The organism is uncultured Roseobacter sp. (assembly GCF_947492555.1).
Taxonomy (GTDB): Bacteria; Pseudomonadota; Alphaproteobacteria; order Rhodobacterales; family Rhodobacteraceae; genus Roseobacter.
The window spans coordinates 1127488-1152405 of sequence record NZ_CANLNE010000001.1; the positions used below are offsets into that span (position 1 = coordinate 1127488).

At 60.1% G+C, this 24918-nt stretch carries 25 protein-coding genes; 8 read left to right on the forward strand and 17 right to left on the reverse strand.

The window, feature by feature from the left end; translation table 11 throughout:
* Window positions 1-4: 4 nt before the first annotated feature.
* Window positions 5-625, forward strand: a complete 621-nt coding sequence (locus Q1A07_RS05485; RefSeq protein WP_299778502.1) for a LysE family translocator — start codon at window positions 5-7, stop codon at window positions 623-625.
* Between the two features lie 280 nt (window positions 626-905).
* Here the strand turns inward: Q1A07_RS05485 and Q1A07_RS05490 are convergent, their stop codons facing one another.
* Window positions 906-1868 (reverse strand): NADPH:quinone oxidoreductase family protein, encoded by a 963-nt coding sequence (locus Q1A07_RS05490; RefSeq protein WP_299778504.1) that lies wholly within the window; start codon window positions 1866-1868, stop codon window positions 906-908.
* A gap of 74 nt (window positions 1869-1942) precedes the next feature.
* Window positions 1943-3088 (reverse strand): alpha-D-ribose 1-methylphosphonate 5-triphosphate diphosphatase, encoded by a 1146-nt coding sequence (locus Q1A07_RS05495; protein ID WP_299778506.1) that lies wholly within the window; start codon window positions 3086-3088, stop codon window positions 1943-1945.
* Window positions 3089-3141: 53 nt separating this feature from the next.
* Here Q1A07_RS05495 and Q1A07_RS05500 point away from each other — a divergent pair, with 53 nt between their 5' ends.
* Entirely contained in the window at window positions 3142-3807 is a 666-nt protein-coding gene (locus Q1A07_RS05500; protein ID WP_299778508.1) for a DUF1045 domain-containing protein, read from the forward strand.
* On the opposite strand, the gene phnN is transcribed toward Q1A07_RS05500, so the two are convergent.
* Genes phnN through Q1A07_RS05520 form a run of 4 tightly spaced genes read right to left on the reverse strand, consistent with a single transcriptional unit; the run spans window position 3786 to window position 6660 of the window.
* A complete protein-coding gene (gene phnN / locus Q1A07_RS05505; protein ID WP_299778510.1) occupies window positions 3786-4361 on the reverse strand; it encodes a phosphonate metabolism protein/1,5-bisphosphokinase (PRPP-forming) PhnN in 576 nt (191 codons plus the stop codon). The two genes, Q1A07_RS05500 and phnN, sit on opposite strands and share 22 nt — an antisense overlap.
* Window positions 4330-5010, reverse strand: a complete 681-nt coding sequence (gene phnL, locus Q1A07_RS05510; protein WP_299778512.1) for a phosphonate C-P lyase system protein PhnL — start codon at window positions 5008-5010, stop codon at window positions 4330-4332. Before phnL ends, phnN begins: the two co-directional genes overlap by 32 nt.
* A gap of 7 nt (window positions 5011-5017) precedes the next feature.
* Window positions 5018-5800: a phosphonate C-P lyase system protein PhnK gene (phnK, locus tag Q1A07_RS05515; protein ID WP_299779190.1), complete on the reverse strand. Its 783-nt coding sequence runs from the start codon at window positions 5798-5800 to the stop codon at window positions 5018-5020.
* Between the two features lie 5 nt (window positions 5801-5805).
* Window positions 5806-6660 (reverse strand): alpha-D-ribose 1-methylphosphonate 5-phosphate C-P-lyase PhnJ, encoded by an 855-nt coding sequence (locus tag Q1A07_RS05520; protein ID WP_299778514.1) that lies wholly within the window; start codon window positions 6658-6660, stop codon window positions 5806-5808.
* Window positions 6661-6716: 56 nt separating this feature from the next.
* On the opposite strand from Q1A07_RS05520, the gene Q1A07_RS05525 reads away from it, so the two are divergent.
* The gene (locus tag Q1A07_RS05525; RefSeq protein WP_299778516.1) at window positions 6717-6911 is read left to right on the forward strand and encodes a hypothetical protein; all 195 of its coding nucleotides are present in this window, start codon (window positions 6717-6719) and stop codon (window positions 6909-6911) included.
* A gap of 2 nt (window positions 6912-6913) precedes the next feature.
* On the opposite strand, the gene Q1A07_RS05530 is transcribed toward Q1A07_RS05525, so the two are convergent.
* The 3 genes from Q1A07_RS05530 to phnG are packed head-to-tail and all read right to left on the reverse strand — an operon-like array spanning window position 6914 to window position 9014.
* Entirely contained in the window at window positions 6914-7999 is a 1086-nt protein-coding gene (locus tag Q1A07_RS05530) for a carbon-phosphorus lyase complex subunit PhnI (RefSeq protein WP_299778518.1), read from the reverse strand.
* Window positions 7999-8562 carry a phosphonate C-P lyase system protein PhnH gene (gene phnH, locus Q1A07_RS05535; protein WP_299778520.1) on the reverse strand — a complete coding sequence of 188 codons (564 nt, stop codon included), beginning with the start codon at window positions 8560-8562 and terminating at the stop codon, window positions 7999-8001. The genes Q1A07_RS05530 and phnH overlap by 1 nt, the downstream gene beginning before the upstream one ends.
* A complete protein-coding gene (gene phnG, locus Q1A07_RS05540) occupies window positions 8562-9014 on the reverse strand; it encodes a phosphonate C-P lyase system protein PhnG (RefSeq protein ID WP_299778522.1) in 453 nt (150 codons plus the stop codon). Before phnG ends, phnH begins: the two co-directional genes overlap by 1 nt.
* Before the next feature lie 93 nt (window positions 9015-9107).
* Between phnG and phnF the strand changes: the two genes are divergently transcribed.
* Complete coding sequence (gene phnF / locus Q1A07_RS05545; RefSeq protein ID WP_299778524.1) at window positions 9108-9839, forward strand: phosphonate metabolism transcriptional regulator PhnF; 732 nt, start codon at window positions 9108-9110, stop codon at window positions 9837-9839.
* A 572-nt stretch (window positions 9840-10411) separates the two neighbouring features.
* Here phnF and phnE (Q1A07_RS05550) read toward each other — a convergent pair.
* The 7 genes from phnE (Q1A07_RS05550) to Q1A07_RS05580 form a co-directional block, all read right to left on the reverse strand.
* Complete coding sequence (gene phnE, locus Q1A07_RS05550) at window positions 10412-11707, reverse strand: phosphonate ABC transporter, permease protein PhnE (protein WP_299778526.1); 1296 nt, start codon at window positions 11705-11707, stop codon at window positions 10412-10414.
* A complete protein-coding gene (gene phnE / locus Q1A07_RS05555) occupies window positions 11704-12573 on the reverse strand; it encodes a phosphonate ABC transporter, permease protein PhnE (protein ID WP_299778528.1) in 870 nt (289 codons plus the stop codon). The genes phnE (Q1A07_RS05550) and phnE (Q1A07_RS05555) overlap by 4 nt, the downstream gene beginning before the upstream one ends.
* Before the next feature lie 72 nt (window positions 12574-12645).
* Window positions 12646-13548 carry a phosphonate ABC transporter substrate-binding protein gene (phnD, locus tag Q1A07_RS05560; RefSeq protein ID WP_299779192.1) on the reverse strand — a complete coding sequence of 301 codons (903 nt, stop codon included), beginning with the start codon at window positions 13546-13548 and terminating at the stop codon, window positions 12646-12648.
* Between the two features lie 61 nt (window positions 13549-13609).
* Window positions 13610-14440, reverse strand: coding sequence for a phosphonate ABC transporter ATP-binding protein (phnC, locus tag Q1A07_RS05565; protein ID WP_299778530.1), 831 nt, complete (start codon window positions 14438-14440; stop codon window positions 13610-13612).
* A gap of 194 nt (window positions 14441-14634) precedes the next feature.
* A complete protein-coding gene (locus Q1A07_RS05570) occupies window positions 14635-14847 on the reverse strand; it encodes a hypothetical protein (protein WP_299778532.1) in 213 nt (70 codons plus the stop codon).
* Window positions 14848-14976: 129 nt separating this feature from the next.
* Window positions 14977-17139: an esterase-like activity of phytase family protein gene (locus Q1A07_RS05575; protein ID WP_299778533.1), complete on the reverse strand. Its 2163-nt coding sequence runs from the start codon at window positions 17137-17139 to the stop codon at window positions 14977-14979.
* 86 nt (window positions 17140-17225) lie between these two features.
* Window positions 17226-18821, reverse strand: a complete 1596-nt coding sequence (locus Q1A07_RS05580; protein WP_299778535.1) for a choline dehydrogenase — start codon at window positions 18819-18821, stop codon at window positions 17226-17228.
* A 107-nt stretch (window positions 18822-18928) separates the two neighbouring features.
* Here Q1A07_RS05580 and Q1A07_RS05585 point away from each other — a divergent pair, with 107 nt between their 5' ends.
* From Q1A07_RS05585 to Q1A07_RS05600, 4 genes are all read left to right on the forward strand, one after another.
* Window positions 18929-20158 carry a TRAP transporter substrate-binding protein gene (locus tag Q1A07_RS05585; RefSeq protein ID WP_299778537.1) on the forward strand — a complete coding sequence of 410 codons (1230 nt, stop codon included), beginning with the start codon at window positions 18929-18931 and terminating at the stop codon, window positions 20156-20158.
* A gap of 170 nt (window positions 20159-20328) precedes the next feature.
* Window positions 20329-20979, forward strand: coding sequence for a TRAP transporter small permease subunit (locus Q1A07_RS05590; RefSeq protein ID WP_299779194.1), 651 nt, complete (start codon window positions 20329-20331; stop codon window positions 20977-20979).
* Window positions 20979-22337 carry a TRAP transporter large permease gene (locus tag Q1A07_RS05595; protein WP_299778539.1) on the forward strand — a complete coding sequence of 453 codons (1359 nt, stop codon included), beginning with the start codon at window positions 20979-20981 and terminating at the stop codon, window positions 22335-22337. The genes Q1A07_RS05590 and Q1A07_RS05595 overlap by 1 nt, the downstream gene beginning before the upstream one ends.
* A 17-nt stretch (window positions 22338-22354) precedes the next feature.
* Window positions 22355-23134: an IclR family transcriptional regulator gene (locus Q1A07_RS05600; RefSeq protein WP_299778541.1), complete on the forward strand. Its 780-nt coding sequence runs from the start codon at window positions 22355-22357 to the stop codon at window positions 23132-23134.
* Between the two features lie 10 nt (window positions 23135-23144).
* Here Q1A07_RS05600 and Q1A07_RS05605 read toward each other — a convergent pair whose 3' ends face one another.
* Window positions 23145-24914 (reverse strand): CHASE2 domain-containing protein, encoded by a 1770-nt coding sequence (locus Q1A07_RS05605; protein ID WP_299778543.1) that lies wholly within the window; start codon window positions 24912-24914, stop codon window positions 23145-23147.
* Between the last annotated feature and the right edge of the window lie 4 nt (window positions 24915-24918).

Below are 24918 nucleotides of genomic sequence, written 5' to 3' on the forward strand. Positions count from 1 at the left end.
AGATATGAATGTTGAACTCTTATGGACTTTCATTGGTTTCGCGCTTGTTGCCTCGATCACGCCGGGGCCAAACAACTTCATGGTGATGGCATCCGCGGGTGCGTTTGGCTGGCGGCGTACTGTCCCGCATGTCCTTGGCATCGCCATTGGATTCGCGGCCATGCTTGGAACGGTCGCGCTGGGGTTGGGTGCTGTGCTGATCCAGTTTCCAAGCCTTCTGGTTATTGTGAAAACATGTGGCGCCGTCTGGTTGTTTTGGCTGGCCTGGCAGTTCGCAGCCCCGACGTTTCGCGCGCAGACCGCTGCATCCCCCAAGGCACAAGAGGCAGGTGCCCAGCCCATGCGCTTTCATCAGGCTGCACTCTTTCAACTCGTCAATCCAAAGACCTGGACAATCTTGATTGCGGTAACCGCTGCGTACTCTGAGTTGGCGGATGATGTCTTTGCACGTACCGCAATAATGATCGCGGTATTCATGATTGTTGCTCCACTCAGCAATTCGGCCTGGGTTTTCGCGGGGGAGGCTCTGCGAAAACTGCTTGGTGCGGGCGCAAGTGCCCGGTGGTTCAGCCGGATCATGGCACTTCTGATCACAGTAAGCGCGCTGATGATCCTGCTGAGCTAAGGCACCCCGGCGACGAGAGTGTCGCGTGGGTATTGGAGGCCAAGGCTCCACGTCCCTGGCGCAACGCCGTGAAAACGACCAGGGCGACAGAGATGATGGGCGTTATGATCGATAGTACAAGCCCTTGGGATAACGGTCTGGTGCGGTATCCCCGCTATGCCCGCCCCGGCGATTGTCATGACTGCGCTTGATCCAACGTGCGGGTTAGAGTGGTTGCAGTGGCGTGATCTTCCAAGAATGGCAGCCATTGGCGAAAGCGCCACTCCTTTGCGCGGGCTCGTTAACCGATCTTGACGACAACCTTGCCGGTGGCCTTTCGCGTGCGCAACAGATCGAGCGCGGCGTTTGCCTCCTCCAGAGGCAGCACGTTGCTGACATGTGGTTTGATCCTGCCCTCTACATACCAGTCAATCAGGACCTTGAAGCTATCGGTCAGCACCTTGGGGTTCACGCGGGTGTACCCGCCCCAATAGAAGCCGATGACGGTCAGGTTCTTGACCAACAGATGGTTGGCCGGGATCTGTGGCACGTCACCGCTGGCAAAGCCGAGGGGAATGAGACGCGCCTCGGCGTTGCACGCCCGCAGAGCGGCTTTGAACTGATCGCCGCCAATCGGGTCATAGACCACGTCCGCCCCACCCAATGCCTTGACGGTGCTGCGAATATCATCCGTCTCGGAATCAATGAGATGATCCGCGCCCATGGATTTCGCGACCTCCAGCTTGGCCTTGCCGCGCGCCACGGCGATCACCTCTGCCCCCATCAGCTTGCCCAGTTCCACGGCCGTCAAACCGACACCGCCTGAGGCCCCGAGCACGAGCAGGCGCTCGTTCGGTTGCAGATGCGCCTTGTAGTCCAGCGCCACGTGGCTGGTGCCATAAGCGATCAAAAAGGCGGCAGCGTCTTCATCACTCATCTCATCAGGGATCGGCACGCAGATATTGGCGGGGATCGCCGCATAGTCCGCCAGCGCATCGAACCCGCAATACGCCGCCACGCGCTGACCAACGGCCAGGTTCTCGACGCCCTCGCCAACTTCGGTCACGGTGCCGCAGAGTTCCATACCAAGAGTGAATGGCAGCTCAGGCTTTTCCTGATAGGCGCCCTTGATGATCAACAAATCGCCGAAATTCAGGCCGCAGGTGTGGACCTTGACCTGCACCTGGCCGGGGCCTGCCGCTGGCATGGGGATATCCTGAAGGCTCAGCGGTTGGCCGAGGTCGGTGACTTGCATCGCGCGCATGAAAAGCGTGTCCTTATTGGGGTCGTATTGCGACGGATCAGGCCAGAGCGGGCGCCGATTGACAAGAGGGGATTCTAGCTAACCCGACAGCCATTTGACCACACGCCGCGCACGATGGGGGCTTCTCCCATCACCCGGAACCGGGTGATATCCGCGCGCAAACCGGTCTCGATCCGCCCACGGTCACGCAAATCGCTGCCCGCCGCGGGGTTCGCCGTTACCGTCGCCAACCCGCGCGCCATGTCACCCCAGATCTCGCCCAGCTGCACCGCTCCTTTCAGCAAGGCTGCGGGCACGTAGTCCGATGACAGGATGTCCAACAAATTATTCTCCGCCAGTGCTCTAGCGGCAATATTGCCGGAATGTGAGCCACCACGGACCAGGTTCGGCGCCCCCATGACAATCCCGATACCTTCGGTCCGGCAGGCCTCTGCGGCCTCCAGCGTTGTTGGAAACTCGGCAACCCGGACCCCATGACGGGCAGAGGCCGCAACCTGATCCGGCGTCGTGTCATCGTGGCTTGCCAGGGTGGCGCCCAGCCTTTTTGTCGCGGCGACCGTGGCTGTTTCATGCGCATCGCCAAGCCGCGCCCGAAGCTCCGTCAACCGGATCACATGCGCCTCGAATTCCTCGGCGCTCAACCCGCGTTTGCCGCGTACGTAGGCCTCGAATTGCGCCATATTGCGAAACTGCCTCTGGCCGGGCGTGTGATCCATCAGAGACACGATACCCACGCGGTCGTCGGGCCCGAACTCCTCCAACTCCTCCGGCAGGGTTTCAGAGCAAACCTCGGCCCGCAGATGCAGGTGGTGGCTGATCCGCAACGCCCCCTGACGGCGCATGTTCTCGATCTCGCTTGCCAGATTGCGCGCGTAGCGGGGGAAGCGGCTGGGTGTGTCGTCGACAATCGAGCCCACCCTTATGGCATCGAAAACCGTGGTGATCCCGACGCCTGCCAGTTCCGCGTCGTGGGCAACGATGGCGGCGTCATGTGGCCAGTCAACCTTGGGGCGCGGCATCATGTGGCGTTCGAGGTTGTCGGTGTGCAATTCGATCAGTCCGGGGCAGAGGTAGTCACCTTCGCAATCGATGGTGCCAGCGGGCACGGCCGCTCCGCTGTCGATGCTGGTGATCTGGCCATCGGTGATACAGACCGATCCCACCACAACTTCTTTGGGCAGCACGACTTTGGCATTGGCGAAGATGGTTTGGGATGTCATGAGCGTGTTAACCTTACCTGAAAAACTGCGGGACGATTGAAGGATATAGACAGATGCGCTTTACCCGATACGGCGTCTATTTCACACCACGCCCCGGCGCGTTTTCCGATGCCGGGGCATCTTGGCTGGGGTGGGATCTGGCTGCGGGACGGTCGGTTGGCATGCCGGATGACACGGTTACGGCGCGCCCGCGTAAATACGGGTTTCACGGCACCATCAAGCCGCCGTTCCGGCTGGCCGATAACACAACCGTCAAGGACTTGAAGGCGGCATTGGAAGAACTGTCGCAGCGTCTTGCGCCGGTGGCTTTGGAAGGGCTCACGCTCTCGCGGATCGGGTCCTTTGTCGCGCTTACGCCCGTCGGAGACGTGCGTGATCTTGCGGAGCTTGCGGGACATGCCGTACGCGACCTCGACGTCTTTCGGGCGCCACCGACCGAAGGCGAACTGGCGCGGCGCAGGCAATCCAACCTTACGCCGCTGCAAGACGAGAACCTGCGCACTTGGGGCTATCCCTACGTGATGGGGGCTTTCAAGTTTCACATGACACTCTCCGGCCCGCTGCCGCAGGACCTCGTGGGAAAGGTCATGGCGGATGCGAACGCCCATTTCGGCGACCTGCCGCCGCGCCCCTTTGTCATCGACAGCCTGACCTTGGTCGGGGAAGGTGACGGAGAGATGTTCCATGAGATTCATCGCTACACGCTGACCGGGAAATAGAGCGCTTCGATCTCCGCCAATGTATCATCCAGAGGGCGGTCATTGCGGACCTGAGTGATGTTCACGCCTTCCGGCAGCGTAGCCCCTTCGCGGGAGAGCCGCTTTTCGATATCCGCCGCAGTCTCGCGGCCTCTGCTGGCCAGACGATCCGCGAGGACTCTGGGATCGGCGACCAGAGAGATCACATGCAGGTGGTCAAACCTCTCATCTGCCTCGACCAGAACGCCACGCGACAGGTTCACAATCGCATCCCGCCCGGAAGCGAGTACATCGCGCACCGTTGCCGGAATGCCGTAGTGCAAGCCATGCGCCCCCCACGACAGGATGAACGCGCCCGCATTCCGCATCTGGTCAAACTGCTCCGATGAAACCGCGTGAAAATCTTCACCCCCGGCCTCAGCCGGTCGGGTAATGGTGCGTTTGACGCGGCGCAGATCGAGGTGCGCCGCGCAGAGCCCATCCATCACGGAATCCTTGCCCACACCCGACGGGCCGACAACGGCGACGAGACGCCCCGCCACCTCAGGCGGCCTTTGGCGTGAAATCGGAGACATCGATACTGCGATCGCAGACGCGCGCACGCGCCTCGGCGTCATGAAAAATCCCCAGGATCGCGGCCCCGCGCGCCTTGGCCTCTTCGATCAGCGACAGGACAACCGCGCGGTTGACCGGATCAAGGCTGGCTGTGGGTTCATCTAACAAAAGCGCCGGGTAACTATAGGCAAATCCACGGGCGATATTGACCCGCTGCTGCTCGCCCCCCGAAAACGTGGTGGGGCTGAGCGACCAGAGCCTTTCGGGGATATTGAGCAACCCGAGCAGCTGTTCCGCCCGTGCCATTGCCGCCGCCCGTTCCACCCGCAGCATCAACAACGGCTCGGCAACCACCTCCAGCGTTGGCACCCTGGGCACCACGCGCAGAAACTGACTGACATATCCCAGCGACTGACGGCGCAGTGCGAGGATGTCGCGCGGGGCGGCGGTGACCAGATCAACCCCATCCACCACAATCGCGCCAGCATCCGCCAGATAGTTCCCGTAGACCATGCGCATCAGGGTGGATTTGCCCGCCCCCGAATTGCCCGTCAGCGCCACACATTCACCGTGCGACACCTGCAACGCGGCCCCTTGAAGAACGGGAATGACGGCACTGCCCTGATTGTGCAGAACGAATTGCTTTGAGACGTCTCTGAGTTCGATCATCTTGCCCTCATACCTGCAAAACCGAGCTGACCAGCAGCTGGGTGTAGCCATGTTGCGGATCATCCAGAACCTGATCGGTCAGACCGCTTTCCACCACAAGCCCGTCCTTCATCACCATGAGCCGGTCGGCCAGCAACCGTACGACGGCCAGATCATGGGTTACGATCACCGCCGACAGCCCCATCTCGCGCACCAGCCCGCGCAACAGGTCAAGCAGCCGCGCCTGCACGGAGACATCGAGCCCTCCTGTCGGTTCATCCATGAAGACCAGCCGCGGTCCAGTGATCAGGTTGCGCGCGATCTGCAGCCGCTGCTGCATGCCGCCGGAAAAGGCCGTGGGGCGATCATCTATACGGTCCTCGGCAATCTCGACCCGGCCCAGCCAGTCAACAGCCCCCTCGCGGATCGCCCCATAGTGCCGCGCGCCCACGGCCATCAGCCGTTCACCTACGTTGCCGCCCGCGGAGACATTCATCCGCAGCCCGTCGCGCGCATGCTGATGCACAAAGGCCCAATCGGTTCGGCCCAGCATGCGGCGTTCCGGCTCCGACATCTTTAGCGTATCCTGCAAATCACCATCGCGGCCCGCAAAGAGCACTTCGCCACAGTCGGGCGCCAGATGCCCGGCCATGCAGTTCAGCAAGGTCGATTTGCCCGACCCGCTTTCCCCGACAATCCCCATCACCTCACCGGGGAAGAGATCAAAACTGACCTCCGTGCAACCAATTCGAGCACCATAGAACTTGGACAGCCCCCGGACCGACAGCAGCACGTCGGTATCCTGCGTCATGTCCTTCATGACGGTACTCCTTCCGTCCCCACATGCCCCCGCGCGCGACGGGTGGTACAAAAATCGCTGTCCGAACAGACGAACATCCGGTGGCCCGCATCATCCATGATGACCTCGTCTAGATAACTGTTATCCGCCCCGCAAAGCGCGCAAGCCCCCTCCGCCTTGCTGGCCTCAAAGGGATAATCTTCGAAATCAAGGCTCACCACCTTCGTAAAGGGCGGCACCGCGTAGATGCGCTGTTCCCGACCTGCGCCGAACAGCTGGATCGCCGGGCTGTGCAGTTTCGGGTTGTCAAACTTGGGAATGGGGGACGGGTCCATGACATAGCGGTCCCGCACCATCACCGGGTAGGCATAGGCCGTGGCAATCGCGCCATGCTGGCTGATGTCTTCATAGAGCTTGACGTGCATCAGCCCGTATTCCTCCAGGCTGTGCATCTTGCGGGTCTCCACCTCGGACGGTTCCAGAAATCGCAGCGGTTCCGGGATCGGCACCTGATAGACAAGGATCTGCCCCGCCTCCAGCGGCGTCTCCGGAATGCGGTGCCGCGTCTGGATTACGGTTGCCTCCTGCGTCTCCTCGGTGACCGCCACACCGGCGGTGCGTTCAAAAAACCGCCGGATCGAGACCGCGTTGGTGGTGTCATCCGATCCCTGATCTATGACCTTGAACGTATCATCCGGGGTCATCACCGCAGCCGAGAGCTGAACGCCGCCTGTGCCCCAGCCGTAGGGCATCGGCATCTCGCGACTGGCAAAGGGAACCTGATATCCAGGCACGGCCAGCCCCTTGAGGATCGCGCGCCGGATCATCCGCTTGGTCTGCTCGTCCAGATAGGCAAAATTGTAGTCGGTCATAGTGCTGCCTCTTTTGGGCGCGAAAATGCGCGCCGATGCCAATTGGAGGAGACCATATGGACGGCGACATGATCGGCATCATCGTGATCGGCGGCATTCTCGCACTGTTGATGCTGCGCTCTGCGGTGATTATTTTCTGGCCCGGCAGCGAGTTTGCCGCCTGGTGCGAAAACACATTCGATTTCGTCGACGACGGCCCCACAATGTCCGACGGTTCCGACGCAGGCGATGGCGGAGATGGTGGCGACTGACGTCATTCCGCGGCCTCCTGCAAACCGGTCTGAGCTTCTGCGCGCATCTTGCGCACCAGCTCCAGTTCCGCCTGGAAATCAACGTAATGGGGCAGCTTGATGTGCTCCAGAAAGCCTGTCGCCTGGATGTTATCCGCATGATAGAGGACGAATTCCTCGTTCTGCGCGGGCGCACCGACGTCATCCTCGCCCAACTCCTTCCACCGCAACGCCCGGTCCACCAGCGCCATGGAAATGGCTTTGCGTTCCGACTGCCCAAAGATCAGGCCATAGCCACGTGTGAACTGCGGAGGTTCTGTCTTTGAGCCTTTGAACTGGTTTACGGTCTCGCACTCGCTGACCTCGATCTCTCCGATCTCGATGGCAAACCCGAGTTCGGGGATCTCCATCTCTACCGGCACGGTGCCAGTGCGCAATTCCCCGACAAAGGCGTGGTTGCGCGCATATCCCCGCTGGGTCGAATAGGCCATACCAAGGATGAACCCCTCGTCTCCTCGCGTCAGCGACTGCAACCGCAGAGGCCGCTCGGCAGGCAATTCCAGTGGCACACGGGTCAGATCCGGCGGGGTGTCGTCATGCGCCTCTTCCTCTTCGATCAGCCCTTCGGTGTTGAGAAAATCCATGATGTGGGGCGTGGGTTCAGTGCGCGGAGGTGCTGTTTCGGCCTCCGGCACTTCGCCATCTGCCATCAGTTTAAAATCGAGCAGACGGTGTGTGTAATCAAACGTTGGCCCCAGCACCTGCCCGCCCGGCGCGTCCTTGAATGTGGCCGACACGCGGCGCGTACAGGCCATCTGACCTGTCTCGATGGGTCGGGACGATCCAAAGCGGGGCAAGGTCGTCCGGTAAGCCCGGATGAGGAAAATGGCCTCGATCAGGTCCCCTTGCGCCTGTTTGATCGCAAGCGCCGCAAGATCGGGATCAAAAAGCGAACCTTCCGCCATCACGCGATTAACCGCGAGGCTCAGCTGCTCGCGGATCTGCGCCACGCTCAGCTCGACAACCGACGTATCACCGCGCCGTTTTTCCGCCAGCAGCGCATGCGCGTTGTCAATCGCCCGCTCGCCGCCTTTCACCGCAACATACATCAGCGCACCTGTGTCGATCTGGGCAGCGCTGCAACGCGGTTGCCATGGGTGAGAAACATGTCCACGCCAAGCGGGTAGAGCCGCGCATTGACCTGCGAAAACGCGATATCGGGCACGGTGAGCTGTGCCTCGGTCTCGATACCGGGCCCGGAAAGACAGGCGCCCTGCGCTGCCAGCGCGGGCATTTCCACGATCAGCGTGGCGGCCCGGTCCGGGTATTCCGCCGTGCCGATGGCGTAGTCTTGATGCGGCGCCAACGCCTCCCAGGACCCCAGCGCAAACATCGCCTGATCAGCGGCGACAAAGGGTGCACCGGTATGGAAGGTGATCCACTCCTGCACGTCTTGTGTGTCATGCGCCCACGCCAAGTGGATCGGCGTGTCTGGATCGCAGAGGGTCAGCAACAACACGGACGCGGCAGGAGATAGCGGTGCAGGCCCCGCCGCACCGGTCAGCGTCTCGATCGCGCCGGGCATCGCCATGGCGCGCATCGCGGCGCGAAACGCGATGGCCGCGTCCCGCGGCGCTTCGGCAAATCCGCCCTCAAGCATCTGTGCCTGCATCAATCCTCTCCTCGCACCAGTGTGAAAAATTCCACCTTTGTCGCGGCAGCCTTGGCCGCCTTCACCTCCGCAGCGCGCTGTGCCTCGTGTGCCAGCGGGGTCAGAATGGCGGCCCGCACCTCTGGCGCCTGATCGGTCTGCATCAGCGCGTCAATCAAGGCCGCCGTGACCGCCTTGGCCTTATCGCGCCCCTGCACATAGCCATGCCCGACGGTGCCATCCGCCAGCTTTGCAGCACACCGGGTCACGGTCATCTCACCCAGATTGAAGGGGGCACCGGTTGCGCCCGTACGCCCCTGCACCATGACCGCCCCCTGTTCGGGTGTGCGCAGAAAACTATGCTCGGGCGCGTATCCGGCTTCGGACCAAAGTGCTGCAAGACGGCCTGACGGGGCCTTGGCAAGAAGGCTCATCCAGGTCTTGCGGTCGTTTTCACGGGCCGTGTCGTTCATGCTAGACAACTCTTCGCCTTTACTATACAACTAGACAAATATACCGCGCTACGCCGCTAAACACAATCCCGAACCCTGTGAATGTTTCGTGACATGACCACCGATACCCCTTCCAGCAAGACGCCCATCTGGCGCGCGATCTGTTCAACGCTTACCAATGAAATCGCCGAGGGTATTTACGCGACGGGTGACAAGCTCCCGACAGAGGCGGCCCTGTCCCGCCGGTTCGGGGTCAACCGTCACACGGTACGTCATGCGCTCTCTCGCATGGCGACCGAAGGACTGGTGGTACCCCGGCGCGGGGCCGGTGTTTTTGTGACCGGCACCCCGACAGATTATCCCATCGGCAAGCGGGTGCGCTTTCACCAGAACATCACCGCCGCCGGTCGCACACCGGCAAAGAAAGTGCTCGACGTGATCACGCGGCGCGCGACCGCCAGGGAGGTCGAGGCTCTGTCGCTTCCGGCGGATGCATTGGTGCATTGCTACGAGGGTCTGTCGCTGGCAGACAGCATGCCTTTGGCGCTGTTTCAGAGCGTCTTTCCAGCGGACCGGTTCGCAAACCTACCCACAATTCTCGCTGACAAATCCTCCGTCACAGCCGCGCTGCAGGCCCATGGGGTCACTGACTACACGCGGGAGTGGACCCGCCTGACTGCCAAACGCGCGACCGCAACGCAAGCCGGACTTCTGCGCATCGAAGAGGGTGCACCGATCCTGAGATCTGTCGGCATGAATGCGGATATGGACGGCACACCGGTGGAATATGGGCGGACCTGGTTTGTCGGCGACCGGGTGACGCTCACGCTCGACACGCCGGACTAGGCTGTCACAAAGCTGCCGCCCTTTTCTGCCATGCATTGGAAAAACGACTACTGAGCAGCGATAATCTGATGGCACTTCCCCCTCTCACCCTGACGGGCGCGACCGTTCTCTGACCGGATGGATTGTCCGAGCGCCCGGTTTCGATCCGGGACGGGAGAATTTCGGAGGCGGGCGGCAGTGCAATCGATCTCAGCGGTACATATGTCCTGCCCGGGATTATCGACCTGCATGGCGATGCCTTCGAGCGCCAGGTAGCACCGCGCCCCTCCGCCGTCTTTCCGCTGGATCAGGCGCTGCGCGCGACGGATTGCGAGGCGGCGGTCCATGGCGTTACCACGGCGTGGATGGCCCAATCCTGGTCATGGGAAGGTGGGTTGCGCGGGCCGGACGCAACCGCGCGGCTGCTCGACGCACTGGAAATCTACCGGCAGACCGCGCTGATTGATCTGCGTGTGCAGTTGCGCATCGAGACCCACACCATCGACACGCTCGATACGCTGAAGGATGTGATCGTCGCGCATGGCATGGACTATGCCGTCTTCAACGACCACCTGCCCGAAGCACGACAGAAGTCACGCGGGTTTCCCGTGGATCAGGCGGCGGCGCAGCCAGCCGGAGAGCGTGTCCATCACCATGACCATCAGCACGATCAGAACGATGTAATAGGTCACTTCTTCCCAATCCTTCTGCGTGATGATCGCCTGCGTTAGCAGCAAGCCGATGCCGCCGCCGGTGATGGCCCCGATGATCGTGGCCGACCGCACGTTGGACTCCAGATAGTAAAGGATCTGGCTGAGCAGGATCGGCGTGACCTGCGGGATCACACCAAACCGGTAGCGTTGCATCGGTTTTGCCCCGGTGGACCGAATGCCTTCGATCTGCTTGTCGTCCACGTTTTCCAACGCCTCCGAGAAAATCTTGCCGAAGGTGCCAGAGTCAGTGATGAGAATGGCCAGCGCGCCGGTCAAAGGTCCGGGCCCAAAGGCACGGCTTAGCACCACCGTCCAGATCAACCCATCCACACCGCGTAGAAAGTCAAAGAGCCTGCGCGCGGCAAAACGCGCCGCTCCCAGCGGGGTGAAATTGCGCGCGGCCAGAAAGGCGAGTGGCAGAGCAATCAGGGCTGCACCGACCGTGCCGAGAAAGGCCATCAGGATGGTCTCGAAGATCGCCCAGGCGACATCGGAATGGCGCCACATCTTGTTGGTCCAGAAATCGTGCCAGATCGCGCCGGCCTCGCCGGACACCGATTTGCCCAGCACCTCGCTCAGACCCATCCCGTGGTAGGGGCTGTCGAGGGTGAAGAAGAAAAGCTCCCACCCGGTGAAATAGCGAAAGACTTCGGACCGGTTGCGGGTGATTGTCAGGCGCCCGGCCGTGGTCGTGATGGTCAACCGGTTCTTGGAAGCGTTGATCCAGTCCGGCACGTCCCCGCCCGGCAGCTGCGCGTTTACGCCGCCGCGCCCGGGGTTTGCCGTGACCAGACCGTAACCCGGAATGTCATAGCGGATCTCTTCTGGTCCAAAGAGGACTATGTGGCCCTTGTCCAACAGGATCTCGGTTGTCTCGGCAAGGGTCACCCAGGAGGGGCTGATGCCAGCGTCATAGCGCCCCTTGCGTTCGCCTTCGATGGCGATCTGAATGTCGCCACTGCGGTTATCGCGCGTCACATGGGTTTTGTAGCTGTAGCTGTCAGACACAAGAATGCCGGCGTTTTTCGTATCCGCCGTGCGGATCATCTCGGGCACACCGAAGGCGAAGAAGATATAGACCAGATAGGTCCAGATCATCGCCGGGATCGCTGCCGCCACAAGGCGTTTGCGCCGGAAGAGGCCCCGCGTTTCGGTCAGGATTGCAGCGTTGCTCATGTCCGGGCTCCCGTGGTCAGCCGGTGGCGCGCATAAGACGACAGCTGGTCAAAGAGAACGATAGCGGCAAAGAGCAGAATGAAGATTGCCGCCGCTTCGTCGAACTTGCCCTGCCCCCAGCTCATCGCGTTCTTGAGGTCATAGCCAATGCCGCCCGCCCCCACGAAGCCGAGGATGGCGGAAGCACGGATGTTGATCTCGAAGCGCAGCAAAGCATAGCTGAGGTAGTTGGGGGCCACTTGCGGGACGATGCCCAGCATCATCCGCTGCGACCAGTTGGCCCCGACGGAGGCCAGCCCTTCGACCGGTTTCAGGGACGCATTTTCGTTGACTTCGGAGTAGAGCTTGCCAATCGCCCCGGCAGTGTGCAGCGCAATGGCGATCATCGCAGGCACGGGTCCCGCCCCCAGCACGAAGATCAGAACCAGCGCGATCACGATCTCGGGGATGGCGCGGAGAATATCGCTGACCCGGCGAAAGAGCCCGACCAGCGAAGGCCAGCGCGCCAGCCCGCGTGTGGACAACAGCGACAAAATCGCACCTACCATTACCCCCACCAGCGTGGCAGCAGCGGCGATGTTGATCGTTTCCACCAGTGACGGAAAATACTTGGCGAAATGGCCGGGCAGCAGATGGGATTTTTCCCAAGCCTCGTCGATCACATCCACCGGAAAGTCAAAGACATTGTCGATGCCGTTCCAGAACCCGCCCGCATTGCGCGCATCCGCGGTCATGAACCCTGCGACCAGCAAGGCGACAAACAAGGCCAGCATTGCGCCATTCCACATCCGCCGCGTGCGGATCAGGCGCGCATAGCCTGTCTGCATCTCGGACAGGCTGTCTGCCTGAAAGGTTGTATCCGCCATCCTTGCCCCCGCATGAAGTAAAGCGGGCCCTCGGGAAAAAGGGCCCGCTTTGTCGTCATGAAAAACTTCGAACTAGTTTGCCTTTGCCTTGCGGGCTTCCACGATGGAAACGTAGGCGTCATGTGTGATGGGGTCGAAGCCAAGGCTCTCGCCTGCAGCAACACCATAGGCGCAATCCGCATCCGCCTCATACAAACCGTCGACCAACGCGGTCATCGTGGCTTTGACCTCTACCGGCATGCTGCTGCGGAGCACAATCGGGCCTTCCGGGATGGGGTTCGAGCGCCAGATTTCGACCAGATCGTTCATATCCACCAGACCGGCATCCACAGCCTTGCGCAGGGCGCCAGAGTTATAGCCGTCTTCCCAATTACCCTGACCGTCAGCCCAGGTCACACCGGCGTTCACGTCCCCGTTGTTGACGGCGACGATGGTCTGTTCATGACCCCCTGTAAATTTCACTTCCCCGAAATAGTCGCCGGAGTTCATGGTCTTGCCGGTTTCCTGCGGAATTTCAATGGACGGGATCAAGTAGCCCGAGGTGGAGTTCGGATCGCCGAAACCAAAGACCTTGCCCTGCATGTCATCCAGCGAGGCAATGCCACTGTCTTTGCGCGCGAACCCGATCGAATGATACCCATAAGAGCCGTCCAGATTGATTTTCACCAGCACAGGCTCCACCGCTTGCGGGTCCTGAATATGGACGGCAGCGTAGGATGACGCACCGAGCCACGCCATATCCAGCGTGCCGCCGAGCAGGCCCTGAATGACGCCGTTATAATCGGCAGGTGCAAAGAGCTTTGTCGGCACGCCCAGCGCTTCTTCGGTATAGGCGCGCAGGCATTCATTGGAATTCAGACGATCCTGGGCGTTTTCGCCCCCTAGGATACCGATCCGGAATTCGCTGATCTCCTGTGCAAATGCGCCGGATGTCAGAGCTGTTGTCGCCACCAGGGCGCAGATCACTTGTTTCATCATGCTGGTCTCTCTTGGTTGTCGCCCGCCCGGACGGGCTGGGCGGTTGAAGTGGAAGGGGTCAGACGTCGGCGAGTGCGCGCAGCCGCGCGACTTCGAACGCGTCGGAGCGATCAAGCTGCTCGATCTCGGTCGAGGTGGCGCTTTCTGAAAAATCTGCATCGGCGCCATAGATATCGCGCGCCGCGGCGGTGCTCAGCTGGCCCGGAGTGCCGTCAAAGACGATCCGGCCATCGCGCATCCCGATGACCCGGTCACAGTAGCGCCGCGCGGTGTCCAGTGTGTGCAGGTTGGCGATGACGGTGCGCCCATCTTCCTCGTGGATGCGGCGCAGGGCCCGCATGACGACCTGCGCGTTCATCGGGTCAAGCGAGGCAATGGGCTCATCTGCAAGGATGATCTTGGGGTCCTGCATCAGCGCCCGCGCAATGGCGACACGCTGCTGCTGTCCACCGGACAGGTCCTCGGCCCGCTTGGCCGCATGCTCGGCAATGCCCAGACGGTCCAGGATGGCAATCGCCTGGGTGATATCCGCGTCTGGAAAGAGGTTGAACATCGTCGCCAGAGTGGAACGTCTGTTCAGCGTGCCGTGCAGCACATTCGAGACCACATCCATCCGCAGCACCAGATTGAACTGCTGAAAAATCATGGCGCATTCGGACTGCCACGCGCGCTTTGCAGATCCGCGCAGAGAGGTCACATCACGCCCGTCGAAAAGGATTTTGCCGTGGCTGGCATCGGTCAACCGGTTGACCGTCCGCAACAGGGTCGACTTGCCCGCGCCGGACCGCCCGATGATACCGATCATGGATGGTTTTGTGACTTCGATACTGGCGGCGTCCACGGCCGTGTTCTGCCCGAATGTCTTGGTCAGATTATCAATCTTAAGCATCGTATCCCCCGACGTTGAGGGGTGCTTACGGATTGGCCATGAACCATGCATGACAGAAATCACAAGGTTTTATGACAGCCTGTGGATCAATAAAACAAGGGGTCTTTAGCGCTTTTGGAGCTCTCACGAGCCATGTCACTTACCGATCCTGCCGGAGTATTCTTGTCGCACTCACGCGGCGCCGAGCGTCCTGCTCAGATATCAGAAAAGCCAATACGTTGAAGGGCGATTCTTGCGTCATCACGCTCGGTCTGCGTGCCAAAAAGGAGATCGTTGTTGAGGCTCGTAACCACCCGGCTCAGCGAGCGCTCTTTCACACATTTACGCACAAACGGTGCGATTTCGGCATCGTCGAGACCCATCACATTACGCGAAACTTTGCTTTCGGAAATCGTCTCGTGCGTCATAGCGTCCCCCGCCTCCGCGATTCTCTGACAAAAGATTAACGGCCCCGGGATACGCCTGTCACGCAAAGTTTAACGGCGTCCCACGCATGTCGCACAGAACACCGTTGAATGCTTTGTCTTTGAGCGATTTTACTTTGCAACCGCACCGATGCTGAAGAACATCGTTTCTCCGGAATGGTCGTCAACGCCGTCATTGTCGGTGGAAATCCAGGCTGTTCCATCGGACATAATCGCCAGGCCCTCGACCTTGTCGAGCACGTATCCACCGGTAGATGTCAGATCAGGAATCAGATCACGCACCAATGTCTTGGACACCACCGGCAAGTCTGAGCCGAGTGTCGCAGGGACCATCTCCGACAGAGGCACAGAATAGACTTTCTTGGTGACGGCATCGCCGGCGTGCTGATTGTCGCGCTCGACAATATAGACGTGATCGCCATGCACGCTCATATCACTCAGACCGACCCAGCCCTTTTCAGGTGCCGCCTTTGGATAGAGCACGGCCCCCCAGTCTTCGGTTTCCAGATTGTAGGAGACCAGCTTGACGTGGTCCTTGGGGTCGTCTTCCCACTCCCGCTGTACTGGCATCCACAGCGTATCACCGACCAGCGTGATGCCTTCGAAACCAAACCGTTTCTCCACTGCCATCAACTCCGGCGGCAGGCCGATCTCTTCCTTGATCTCGCCTTTGGCGTTCACCTTATAGAGCGCATGCGGAATGACGCGCCCGGTCCGTCCTTCGGAGGCGACCCAGAAGTTACAGTCACCATCCAGAACAATGCCCTCCATGTCGAGTTTTTGCGCGGGCATGCCATTGCGGGTTACGTCGATGGCTTCAACAATCCGCGCCGGGGTGGAGGCAGGATCGATTTTGAAGATGCGGGGCTGGTAGCCGTAAAAGCTGTCCGAGACTGCGTAAATCATCCCCGCACCATCGGCGACCATGCCGGAAATCGCGCCCCAGCCGGTCAGTTCATCCATGCCTTCGGAGGTGAGATGTGGATAGGACGCGGGACCTTCGGCGTACTGATAAACCATCACATGGGCGCGGGCAGCACCGTCTTCCAACCCGTCAAACTCGTTCGCTGTCGCCAAGAGACGCCGCGCCGGGATGGCCACGGCCCCTTCGGGAGAGATACCCGACGGCAACAGCTGTTTGAGCACCGGTGCGGTCCGGTCGGTCACGTCATAAACCGCCACGACCGATGCGCGCTCGGCCATGACAAAGACGTAAGGTGTGCCATCGAAGGTGCCGAACTCCATACCCTCAGGCTCAGCCCCTTTGCTGTCGGAACGCTTGTCAGGATAGTGCCCGATCTGGACAATGGCATGTTCGAGCGACGCGCCGCTTTCCCAAACCAGCGTACCGTCCTTGCGAAAGATGGTCATGCCGCGTGCACCGCCGTCCATGTCGCCCTCATTGGCGATGGCAAAGTGATCGTTGTCGATCCACTGCACCCCGTCAGGTTCCCGCAGACGCCCCGGTTGACTTTGATCGAACGTGAGCGCCGCGCGTTCGTCCTTGGTGTCGATCCCCTGCAGATCGACTGCGCCGGCGGAGAAATGTGAAACCAGACTTCCATCCCGTGCGACCACCGCGATGTGGTTGTTCTCCTGAAGCGTGACGACGACCTCGCCCAGATCGTTGATGTCAACGAACTCCGGCTCCGGATCCTCACCCGCGACATCGGCCAGACCGGTCAGGCTGGCACGGCGCATGGTGGCGCACTCAAGCGTGCCCTCCACCACGTCGATCATCACCAGATCACCAGCGGGCATCTGCGGCACCCGACCGTCACCCAGATCCTCGTCGCGTTCATTCTCAATCGCAATCGCGATGAAGGAGCCGTCCTTGGCCCGCGCCGTGCTGTCGGGCTGCCCGCCGAGATCACAGCTCGCCGTGATGCTCATATCCGCCAGGTTCACGGCTTTCACGAAACCGGAAGGTGCGGTGTAGCTTTCGGATGTATTGACGCCGACAAAGGCGGTGTTGCCGATCACCGAAACCGCAGTGGGCTCGCCATCCACCGCCAACGTGCCTTTGGGCGCAGGTGCTGTCGGGTCGGTGATGTCAATCACGCCAATGACCCCCGCCGGGCTGTCGGTGTAGACAAGGGTCATGCCATCTGCTGTGGCGTCGATGATCTCTGCCGAGGTTTCATCTGGCACAGCGCCGTCGAAATTGGCGGTCACCGGGAAGGATGCGACACGGTTGAAATTCATATCCGCATGGGCGGGTGCGATCGCAGCAGTCGCGAGAAGCGTGCTGGTCAGCAGCAGATGTCTGGTCATTGGAAACTCCTTGGTCTTGAGATGCGCGCAAGGGCGCAGGCTCAAGACACAGGGAGATGACAATCATGTATCAGTTTTATGAACTCTCACGACGCGGCAAGCATCAGGTCCGAGGCCTTCTCTCCGATCATGATGGCGGGGGCATTGGTGTTGCCGGAGACAATTTCCGGCATGATGGAACAATCGGCGACCCGCAGGCCCTTGATCCCGTGCACCCGCAACTCGGCGTCGACCACGGCATCCTCGCCCGACCCCATCTTGCAGGTACCCGTCGGGTGGTAGATCGATGCGGTGTTGCTGCGCGCCCAGTCCAGCGTCGCATCATAGTCGTCCATGTCGAGGCTGGCATGCGGACGGAACTCTTCGGAAATCTTGGAGGTCAGCGGCGCATGGCGTGCGATGCCGCGGGCGATGTTAACCCCTGCCACCACCGTCCGACAATCCGTTTCCGTGGACAGGTAGTTCGGGATGATCTTGGGATACTCACGCGGCTTGGCCGATGTGAGCCTGATTTCACCCTTGCTTTCAGGCCGCAGCTGGCAGACCGACATGGTAAAGGCAGAGAACTTATCCGCCCCCTTGCCCGGGTTCTCCGCGGACAAGGGTTGCACGTGGAATTGAATGTCCGGCGTTTCCATATCTTCGCGGGTTTTCAGGAAACCGGTGGCGAGGCTGGCCGCCATCGTCATCGGCCCCGCCCGGAACATCAGATATTTCAACCCGATCTTTGCCTGACCAAAGAGGCTGGAGACCTCGTCATTCAGCGTCGGTTCATTGCACTTGTAGACCAGGCGCGCCTGCAGGTGGTCCTGCATGTTCTTACCGACCCCTTTGAGGTCCTTCTTGATCTCAATGCCGTGTTCGGACAGCTGCTCTGCTTCACCGATGCCCGACAGCATCAGCAGTTGCGGAGAGTTGATCGCCCCGCCACAAAGCACGATTTCGCGCCGCGCGGTGACGGTCTGCACCTTGCCGCCGCGGTCTGTATAGCTGACGCCAGTGGCGCGGCCTTCCGATATCTCTACCTTATCAACCTGCGCATGGGTGATGATCTGCAGGTTGGGCCGTTTTTTTACCGGGTTAAGATAGGCCACGGCCGAACTGCAGCGCCGCCCGTTGCGGGCCGTCAGTTGAAAAAAGCCCACGCCTTCCTGATCCGCGCCGTTGTAATCGGGGTTGAATTTGTAACCTGCCGCCTGCGCCGCCGCGACCCAGGCATCGGTGATCGGGCGCTGGATGCGCATGTTGGATACCGACAGCGGACCTTCGTCTCCATGGTATTCATCCGCGCCCCGCTCATTGTTCTCTGCGCGTTTGAAAAGGGGCAATACATCGTCCCACCCCCATCCGCTATTGCCCATTTGCCTCCAACGGTCGTAGTCTTGTGGTTGACCGCGAACGTAGAGGAGGCCGTTCAGGGAGGAAGACCCACCCAGAACCTTGCCGCGGGGCCATTCAATGGAGCGTCCATTGAGGCCCGGATCAGGTTCGGTTTTGTAACACCAGTCGACAGCCGGGTTGTGGATTGTCTTGAAGTAACCAACGGGAATGTGAATCCACGGGTTCAGATCCCGACCACCGGCTTCAAGCAGAATGACCTTGTTGCTCGGATCCGCGCTCAGTCGATTGGCCAGGACGCACCCGGCAGACCCTGCACCGACAACGATAAAATCAGCTTCCACTTCGACCTCCCAAACCACTGTGAAAAAAACTCTATGCAAAAAGAATTAATCATACTAGTGTTTTTTGGGACTATTAGTCTCAATAAATGACATTCAGGGAGGAAGTCATGAAAGTTCAGAACAATATCAAGCACCTGTCGCGTCGGGATTTATTCCGCGTCGCGGGGCGCTATGGTCTCAGCTCGACGCTGCTGGCTGCAGGGACGTTTGGCGGCGCGATGAGCCTGTCGAACCTCGCACAAGCTGCTGAATCTTCGTACGAAAAGCGCTTTGCGAAAGAGCCGAAATTCACGCTGAAAATGGGCGCCGCGGGCTTCAACCCGCAAAACCTGCTGATCGAGCGGGCCGGCGTTCTGGAGTTTGCTCGCGATATCGAAAGCCGCACAGACGGAGAGATTCGCGTCGAATTCATCGGCAACAACCAGATCTGCAACCAGCTCAGCTGCGTTGAGAAGACACAACAGGGCATCGTCGACATGTATGCGGCGTCGACTCAGAACTCCGCTGGTGGCGCGCCTTACCTGAACGTTCTGGACTACGCCTACATGTTCCGGACGCGTGCCGATCAGTACTACTTTATGTACAGCCCGGAATCGCAGCGCATCCTGCGTGAGCCGTTCGAAAAACGTCACGGCCTGAAGTTCCTGTTCAGCCACGCCGAACTGCGCGGCATCCAGCTTGGTCTGAAATGGGCGGACGCGGAAACAGTCACCAGCATCGAACAGCTCAACGGCACCAAGAACCGCGTCACGGGCACACAGCTTGGACGTATCGCGATGAACGCTCTGGGGCTGAACCCTGTGCCAATCGCGTGGGAAGAAACACTTGACGGTCTGAAGACTGGCCTCATCGACGGTGCCGAAACATGGGCGTCGGCTGTGGCATACGCCAACATGTCGCCCGTGGTCAGCCAATCCGTTGATCTGCGCTTCTTCTGCGGTACCGAGCACACGGCAATGTCCGCATCCGTGTTCGACAGCCTGGGCGGCGAACTGCAGGATGCGGTCATGGAATCATCCTACCTCACACAGGTGCACGTGCAGGCAGCCAACGAAGCGGCTCTGGTCAACACCGTTGGTGCTACCGACCCGCAGCTTCCCGGCACGATCTTTGCCGAGAACAACGTGCGCATGGCGACCCTGTCGGACGCAGAGCGCCGGAAAGCCGAAGAGATGTGCTCGCCTGAATTCCAGCCGCAGCTCTGGGAGCAGTGGCGCGAGCGGATCAATGGCTGGTCCGGTGGCATCGACACCTATCAGGACATCTACAACGACGTCCGCAACAACCCGCATACGCTCGCCGAAAACGTCGAGCCACGCCGGTGGTGGAAAGCCTAAGCTACGCGCTTTCATATCGACAAGCCGGCCCCTGACAGGGGCCGGCTCATTCGTCCGTAGCGTTGGTGTTCGGGTCGGAGGAGACCAAACCAAAAATACGCGAGAGATCGGTGCAACCGACCAGCGGACCAAACCTTTGGGAGGGACAGGGTTTGTCGACACTTTCTGAAATGGGCGCGATTATTTCGGCTGTGGCGTCGCAAGACAGCTTTGAAATTAGCAACGCACTTCGATCCGACGCAACGTGGCTGCTCGGCATCATTATTATGCTGGCGGGCGGATACCTGATTTCGCTGATCTATCACAAGGTGCCCCTGATTGACCGACATCTGGAACGCACCATCATGGTTGCGTCTTATCTGGCCATCGGCTTCATCATCTTCTGGGCGGTGATCGACCGGTTTGTCTTCAACAGCCAGTGGCCCTGGTCGACGACAATTCCACCGTTTCTCTTCATGGTCATGGCGTGGTTTGGGGCGGCCTATAACATCCGACTGCGCACACACCTGAGCTTCTCCGAATTTCGCACCAAGATGGGGCCGAGCGGACAGTTGGCCTGTCTGTTTATTGACTTTGTCTTGTGGCTGGGCTTCGCGCTCATCCTCTTTGTCACGACTTGCAAGGTCGTAGCGAACTCCGCAGCCAACTTTCAGATCGTGCTCGGCACGGACAATACCATGCAGTGGTGGTTCCTGATCTCGGCTCCGGTCGCCGCTGTCCTGATCGCAGGACGCGCGATGGAGAACTTTCAGGACGATTTGCGCAAATACCGCGCGGGTGAACCGCTTATCGAGCAAGCTGTGATCGGGGGAGACACATAATGGCCGACGGAACCATCATCACGCTGATTTCGCTCGGCGTTACCATGCTCTTCATGCTCGGCGTGCCAGTCCTGCTGGTTATCGCCTACTGGGTTGTCGGATGTTCTTTTGTTCTCGGGCTCACGCTCGACAACATGGGCGCAGAGCTGCTCAATGTTTTCAACAAAGGCTACGCCCTTCTGGCGATGCCGCTCTTCATCCTGACAGGTGACCTCATCAACAAATCCGGGATCGCCAAGCGATTGTCGGATTTTGCCTATGCCTGTCTGGGCTGGTTGCGGGGCGGACTTGCCATGGCCTCCATCGGGGCTTGCGGCCTTTTCGCCGCGATTTCGGGCTCAAACTCAGCGACAACGGCAACCATCGGGTCGATGCTCCACCCGGAAATGGTCAAAGGCGGTTATGACGAGCGCTTCTCGGCCGCGACGGCTGCCGCAGGTGGTACGGTCGGGATCATTATCCCGCCCTCGATCATCTTCATCGTTTACGGGTTCCTGCTTCAACTTGAAGTGGGCGAGCTCTTTATCGCAGGCATCGTTCCGGGCGCCCTGATGGTCATCGCCATGATGGCCACCTGCTGGGTCGTCTGCAGCCGCAATGGTTGGGGTCACCTGATCTCGATCAACCCGGCGCGCATCTCCAAGACGGCCCTTGGCGGTTGGCTCGGCTTCTTTGCCATCTTCCTGGTGCTCTGGGGTATCTACACCGGTAAATTTTCACCAACTGAGGCCGCCGGGGTGACCGTGGGCTTTGGCGTGATTGCCGGTTTGGTAAGCTGGGGGCTAAGCCGACTGTTCCGCATCAAGGACGACAAGACCTGGGATGAGAAAAGCTACGGCGAGATGTTGCTGGTGGACGGTTTCACAATCCCCGAAATCCCCGGAATCGTCGTTCGGTCTGCCCAGATCACCGGCATTCTCGCACCGCTGATCGCGGTCTCGGTTGTCATGCAGCAAATCCTTTCGCTGCTGGGCGCCCAGCAGGTGATTGGCGATTTCGTGACCTCCATGGGCGGCTACTATGCGGTTCTTGCAACAGCAATGGTCATCGTCTTCGTGTCGGGCATGGTCCTGGAATCCCTGCCGGTGACGATCATCCTGGCACCGATCCTGGCACCGATCGCGGCAAGCGTGGGCGTCGATCCGATCCACTTTGCGGTGATCTTCCTTGTTGGTGCGTCGATCGGCTTCATCACCCCGCCCTACGGGTTGAACCTTTACGTCGCGTCCGGTGTGACAGGTGTGCCTTACTTCCGGTTGCTCAGGTATTCTACAATGTATCTGGGTGCCTTGATGGTCACGTGGATTCTTGTAGCATTGATCCCTGATTTGGCGCTGTACTTGGTGCCTGGAAGGTAATCAGAAAAGGTATGCCAATGCCGGACGACCTCTTCAATGACAAGCAGGGCCAGATACCCACCAACTTGCGGTTGCTGGTCCTGCTTGAGGAAGTCGTAAAAGCCGGTGTCCCGGTGACCCCGACGGCACTCAAGGACACGCTCAATCTGCCAAAGCCCACACTGCATCGACTTTTCAACACGGCCGAGGCGGCGGGCTTTCTGCAGCGAGACATCGACGGGCGGTCCTACGGGCCCGGCCCTCGACTAAGACAACTCTCTGTCTACACGGTTTCATCACAACGGATTCGCACTGTGCGACTGGCGATCCTGCGCAGCGTCGCTGAAAAAATCGGTGAGACCTGCAATATCGCCACGCCGGACCGGGACGGAATGACCTATCTGGACCGGGTGGAAACCCATTGGCCGCTGCGCATTCAGCTACCCGTAGGCACGCAGGTCCCGTTTTATTGCACGGCCAGCGGCAAGATGTACCTCTCCTCCCTGCGGCCCGCCTATTTCGACCGGTACCTGTCTGCGGCGATCCTCGACAGTCATGCGCCGGGCACAATTACGGACAAGGACGCACTCAAAGCCGAAATCGAGATGACCCGCAAACGCGGATACTCCACCGACAATCAGGAGTTCATGGAAGACATGGTGGCGATTGCGGTACCGATCCTTGATGACCGCAAGCGCCTTGTTTCGACCCTGTCGGTACACACACCACTGCAACGGCACGACATCGCCTCGCTCGGCCATCACATCGAAGACCTCAAAGGGGCGGCTCGCGAGTTGACGGCACTCATCAGCAGCTGAGCAGTGCGCCTCAGACCGACCAGAAATGGACCGTGGCCCAGCCTTCACGTCCGCGAACAGGAACCGGTTTGACGCTGTCTGCCGGTCGAGGCGGCCCCAAGGCGGAAACATCCAGAAGCGTATCCGTCGCCGCAATGGTGGCCCCTTCGGTTTTTGCTATTTCCAGCAAACGGCTCGCGAGGTTCACGCTGTCCCCGGCGACCGACACCTGCTGATGCCGGTCCCCGCCCAACCGCGAGAGAATGACGTCGCCATAGTGCAGGCCGATGCGACACCCGACGGTGTAGTCTTCCTGACCAAGTGCGCGCACCGCATCGATCAACGCAAAGGAGGTTCGCAGAGCCTGATCCGCACTGTTGCCGTTCGCATCCGTCATGCCGAAGACCGCCAAGGCGCCATCGCCCATGTAGTTCAGAACGACGCCACCTTCTGTTTCGACGGCTTGTGCGGTGATCTGGTGAAAATGCTTCAAAAGGTCCTGTGTCCTTGCGGGACCCAACCATTCCGACAGATGTGTAAAGCTGCTGAGATCGATAAAGAAAATCGAAAGTGATTTCGCCGTCGGTTCCTTGAGAAACGACGGATCGTCCGCGATCATCTCTGCAAGTGCGGGCGATTGGAATTGCTTCAGCGCGGCAAGAGCTTTTGCACCGTGATTGGCCCTGCGTTTTTCAGTATAATAGCGCGCGGTAACCGCGCCCGTGAGCGGTCCGGCGGCACTGACAAGAGGTACGGCAGCGCTCAGCCAAATCCCGGCGGAGAAGGCAAGGAGAACCACACCCCCCCACAGAGCCAATATTCCAAGGGCCAGGGGCACGCCAGCGGACAATGGCAACGTCAACACCAGTAAGGTCCCCAGCACCGCCAGTGCGAAACTCGCAATCATGTCCATCCGGCGCGTTGTCTCGTCACGGCGCAGTGTTTCGCCGCCCAGCATCTGGGACACTGCTGTTGCCATGATCTCCACACCCGGCACGCTCTCATCAAAGGGGCTGGGAAAGCGGTCCCCGAAGGCGGTCGCGGTGTAGCCCAGAATGACAACCTTGTTCGCCAGCGCATCCTTCAGATCGCCAGAAAGGACATCTATTGCCGAATAGGTGGGGATGCTGCTCCGCGGTCCGATCAGCCTCAGCGGCATGTTGAACCCCACATCCAGCGGCAAAACCACGTCACCCAAGGTCATTTGATCCGCCGAAATCGCAGGTTCGGTATCTGTAAACCGAGCCGCGATGCGGAGCGCGAAAGACGGCTCCACCCCAACATCCGTTGTAAAAATCGCGGAGACGTAGCGCGGCACGCCGGTCGCATCTGTTGACAGGTTAACAAGGCCAACGTCCGCCACATCTGCAAAAGCCGGTTGCGGACGCAGGACATTGACAGGACTTGCTACGAGTGTCGCCGCAGCGCCATCAACAAAACTGCCACCTGCAGCAATGACCATCGGGGCCGCGCTCAAAGCCGCAGCAAGCCGGTCGTCCACGTCCGCGGCGCCAGCATCCGCCAAAATCACATCCAGGCCGATCACTTTCGGTTCCGCAGCAGCAATCGCGTCAATCGTGTCGGCAAGCAGTAGCCGGGTGGTCGCTGTTTTTTCCTGTGTTTCAGCCAGCGTTACGTCGTCGATTGCCACGATGACCACATCGGGTGACGGCGACACGGCACCAAAGAGAGAAAACCGAATGTCCAGAAGTGCGGCCTCCAGCCGGTCCAGCCCACTGGCACGGGCCGACACGTGAGGGGCCGAGACCATCGCAGCCCACAGAAGCGCTGCGATGATCATGAGA

Excerpts from the sequence above, each read along its gene's own strand:
- Q1A07_RS05485 (WP_299778502.1), top strand. The coding sequence starts at position 5 with ATGAATGTTGAACTCTTATGGACTTTCATTGGTTTCGCGCTTGTTGCC.
- Q1A07_RS05490 (WP_299778504.1), bottom strand. The coding sequence starts at position 1,868 with ATGCGCGCGATGCAAGTCACCGACCTCGGCCAACCGCTGAGCCTTCAG.
- Q1A07_RS05495 (WP_299778506.1), bottom strand. The coding sequence starts at position 3,088 with ATGACATCCCAAACCATCTTCGCCAATGCCAAAGTCGTGCTGCCCAAA.
- Q1A07_RS05500 (WP_299778508.1), top strand. The coding sequence starts at position 3,142 with ATGCGCTTTACCCGATACGGCGTCTATTTCACACCACGCCCCGGCGCG.
- phnN (WP_299778510.1), bottom strand. The coding sequence starts at position 4,361 with ATGTCTCCGATTTCACGCCAAAGGCCGCCTGAGGTGGCGGGGCGTCTC.
- phnL (WP_299778512.1), bottom strand. The coding sequence starts at position 5,010 with ATGATCGAACTCAGAGACGTCTCAAAGCAATTCGTTCTGCACAATCAG.
- phnK (WP_299779190.1), bottom strand. The coding sequence starts at position 5,800 with ATGACGCAGGATACCGACGTGCTGCTGTCGGTCCGGGGGCTGTCCAAG.
- Q1A07_RS05520 (WP_299778514.1), bottom strand. The coding sequence starts at position 6,660 with ATGACCGACTACAATTTTGCCTATCTGGACGAGCAGACCAAGCGGATG.
- Q1A07_RS05525 (WP_299778516.1), top strand. The coding sequence starts at position 6,717 with ATGGACGGCGACATGATCGGCATCATCGTGATCGGCGGCATTCTCGCA.
- Q1A07_RS05530 (WP_299778518.1), bottom strand. The coding sequence starts at position 7,999 with ATGTATGTTGCGGTGAAAGGCGGCGAGCGGGCGATTGACAACGCGCAT.
- phnH (WP_299778520.1), bottom strand. The coding sequence starts at position 8,562 with ATGCAGGCACAGATGCTTGAGGGCGGATTTGCCGAAGCGCCGCGGGAC.
- phnG (WP_299778522.1), bottom strand. The coding sequence starts at position 9,014 with ATGAACGACACGGCCCGTGAAAACGACCGCAAGACCTGGATGAGCCTT.
- phnF (WP_299778524.1), top strand. The coding sequence starts at position 9,108 with ATGACCACCGATACCCCTTCCAGCAAGACGCCCATCTGGCGCGCGATC.
- phnE (WP_299778526.1), bottom strand. The coding sequence starts at position 11,707 with ATGAGCAACGCTGCAATCCTGACCGAAACGCGGGGCCTCTTCCGGCGC.
- phnE (WP_299778528.1), bottom strand. The coding sequence starts at position 12,573 with ATGGCGGATACAACCTTTCAGGCAGACAGCCTGTCCGAGATGCAGACA.
- phnD (WP_299779192.1), bottom strand. The coding sequence starts at position 13,548 with ATGAAACAAGTGATCTGCGCCCTGGTGGCGACAACAGCTCTGACATCC.
- phnC (WP_299778530.1), bottom strand. The coding sequence starts at position 14,440 with ATGCTTAAGATTGATAATCTGACCAAGACATTCGGGCAGAACACGGCC.
- Q1A07_RS05570 (WP_299778532.1), bottom strand. The coding sequence starts at position 14,847 with ATGACGCACGAGACGATTTCCGAAAGCAAAGTTTCGCGTAATGTGATG.
- Q1A07_RS05575 (WP_299778533.1), bottom strand. The coding sequence starts at position 17,139 with ATGACCAGACATCTGCTGCTGACCAGCACGCTTCTCGCGACTGCTGCG.
- Q1A07_RS05585 (WP_299778537.1), top strand. The coding sequence starts at position 18,929 with ATGAAAGTTCAGAACAATATCAAGCACCTGTCGCGTCGGGATTTATTC.
- Q1A07_RS05590 (WP_299779194.1), top strand. The coding sequence starts at position 20,329 with ATGGGCGCGATTATTTCGGCTGTGGCGTCGCAAGACAGCTTTGAAATT.
- Q1A07_RS05595 (WP_299778539.1), top strand. The coding sequence starts at position 20,979 with ATGGCCGACGGAACCATCATCACGCTGATTTCGCTCGGCGTTACCATG.
- Q1A07_RS05600 (WP_299778541.1), top strand. The coding sequence starts at position 22,355 with ATGCCGGACGACCTCTTCAATGACAAGCAGGGCCAGATACCCACCAAC.
- Q1A07_RS05605 (WP_299778543.1), bottom strand. The coding sequence starts at position 24,914 with ATGATCATCGCAGCGCTTCTGTGGGCTGCGATGGTCTCGGCCCCTCAC.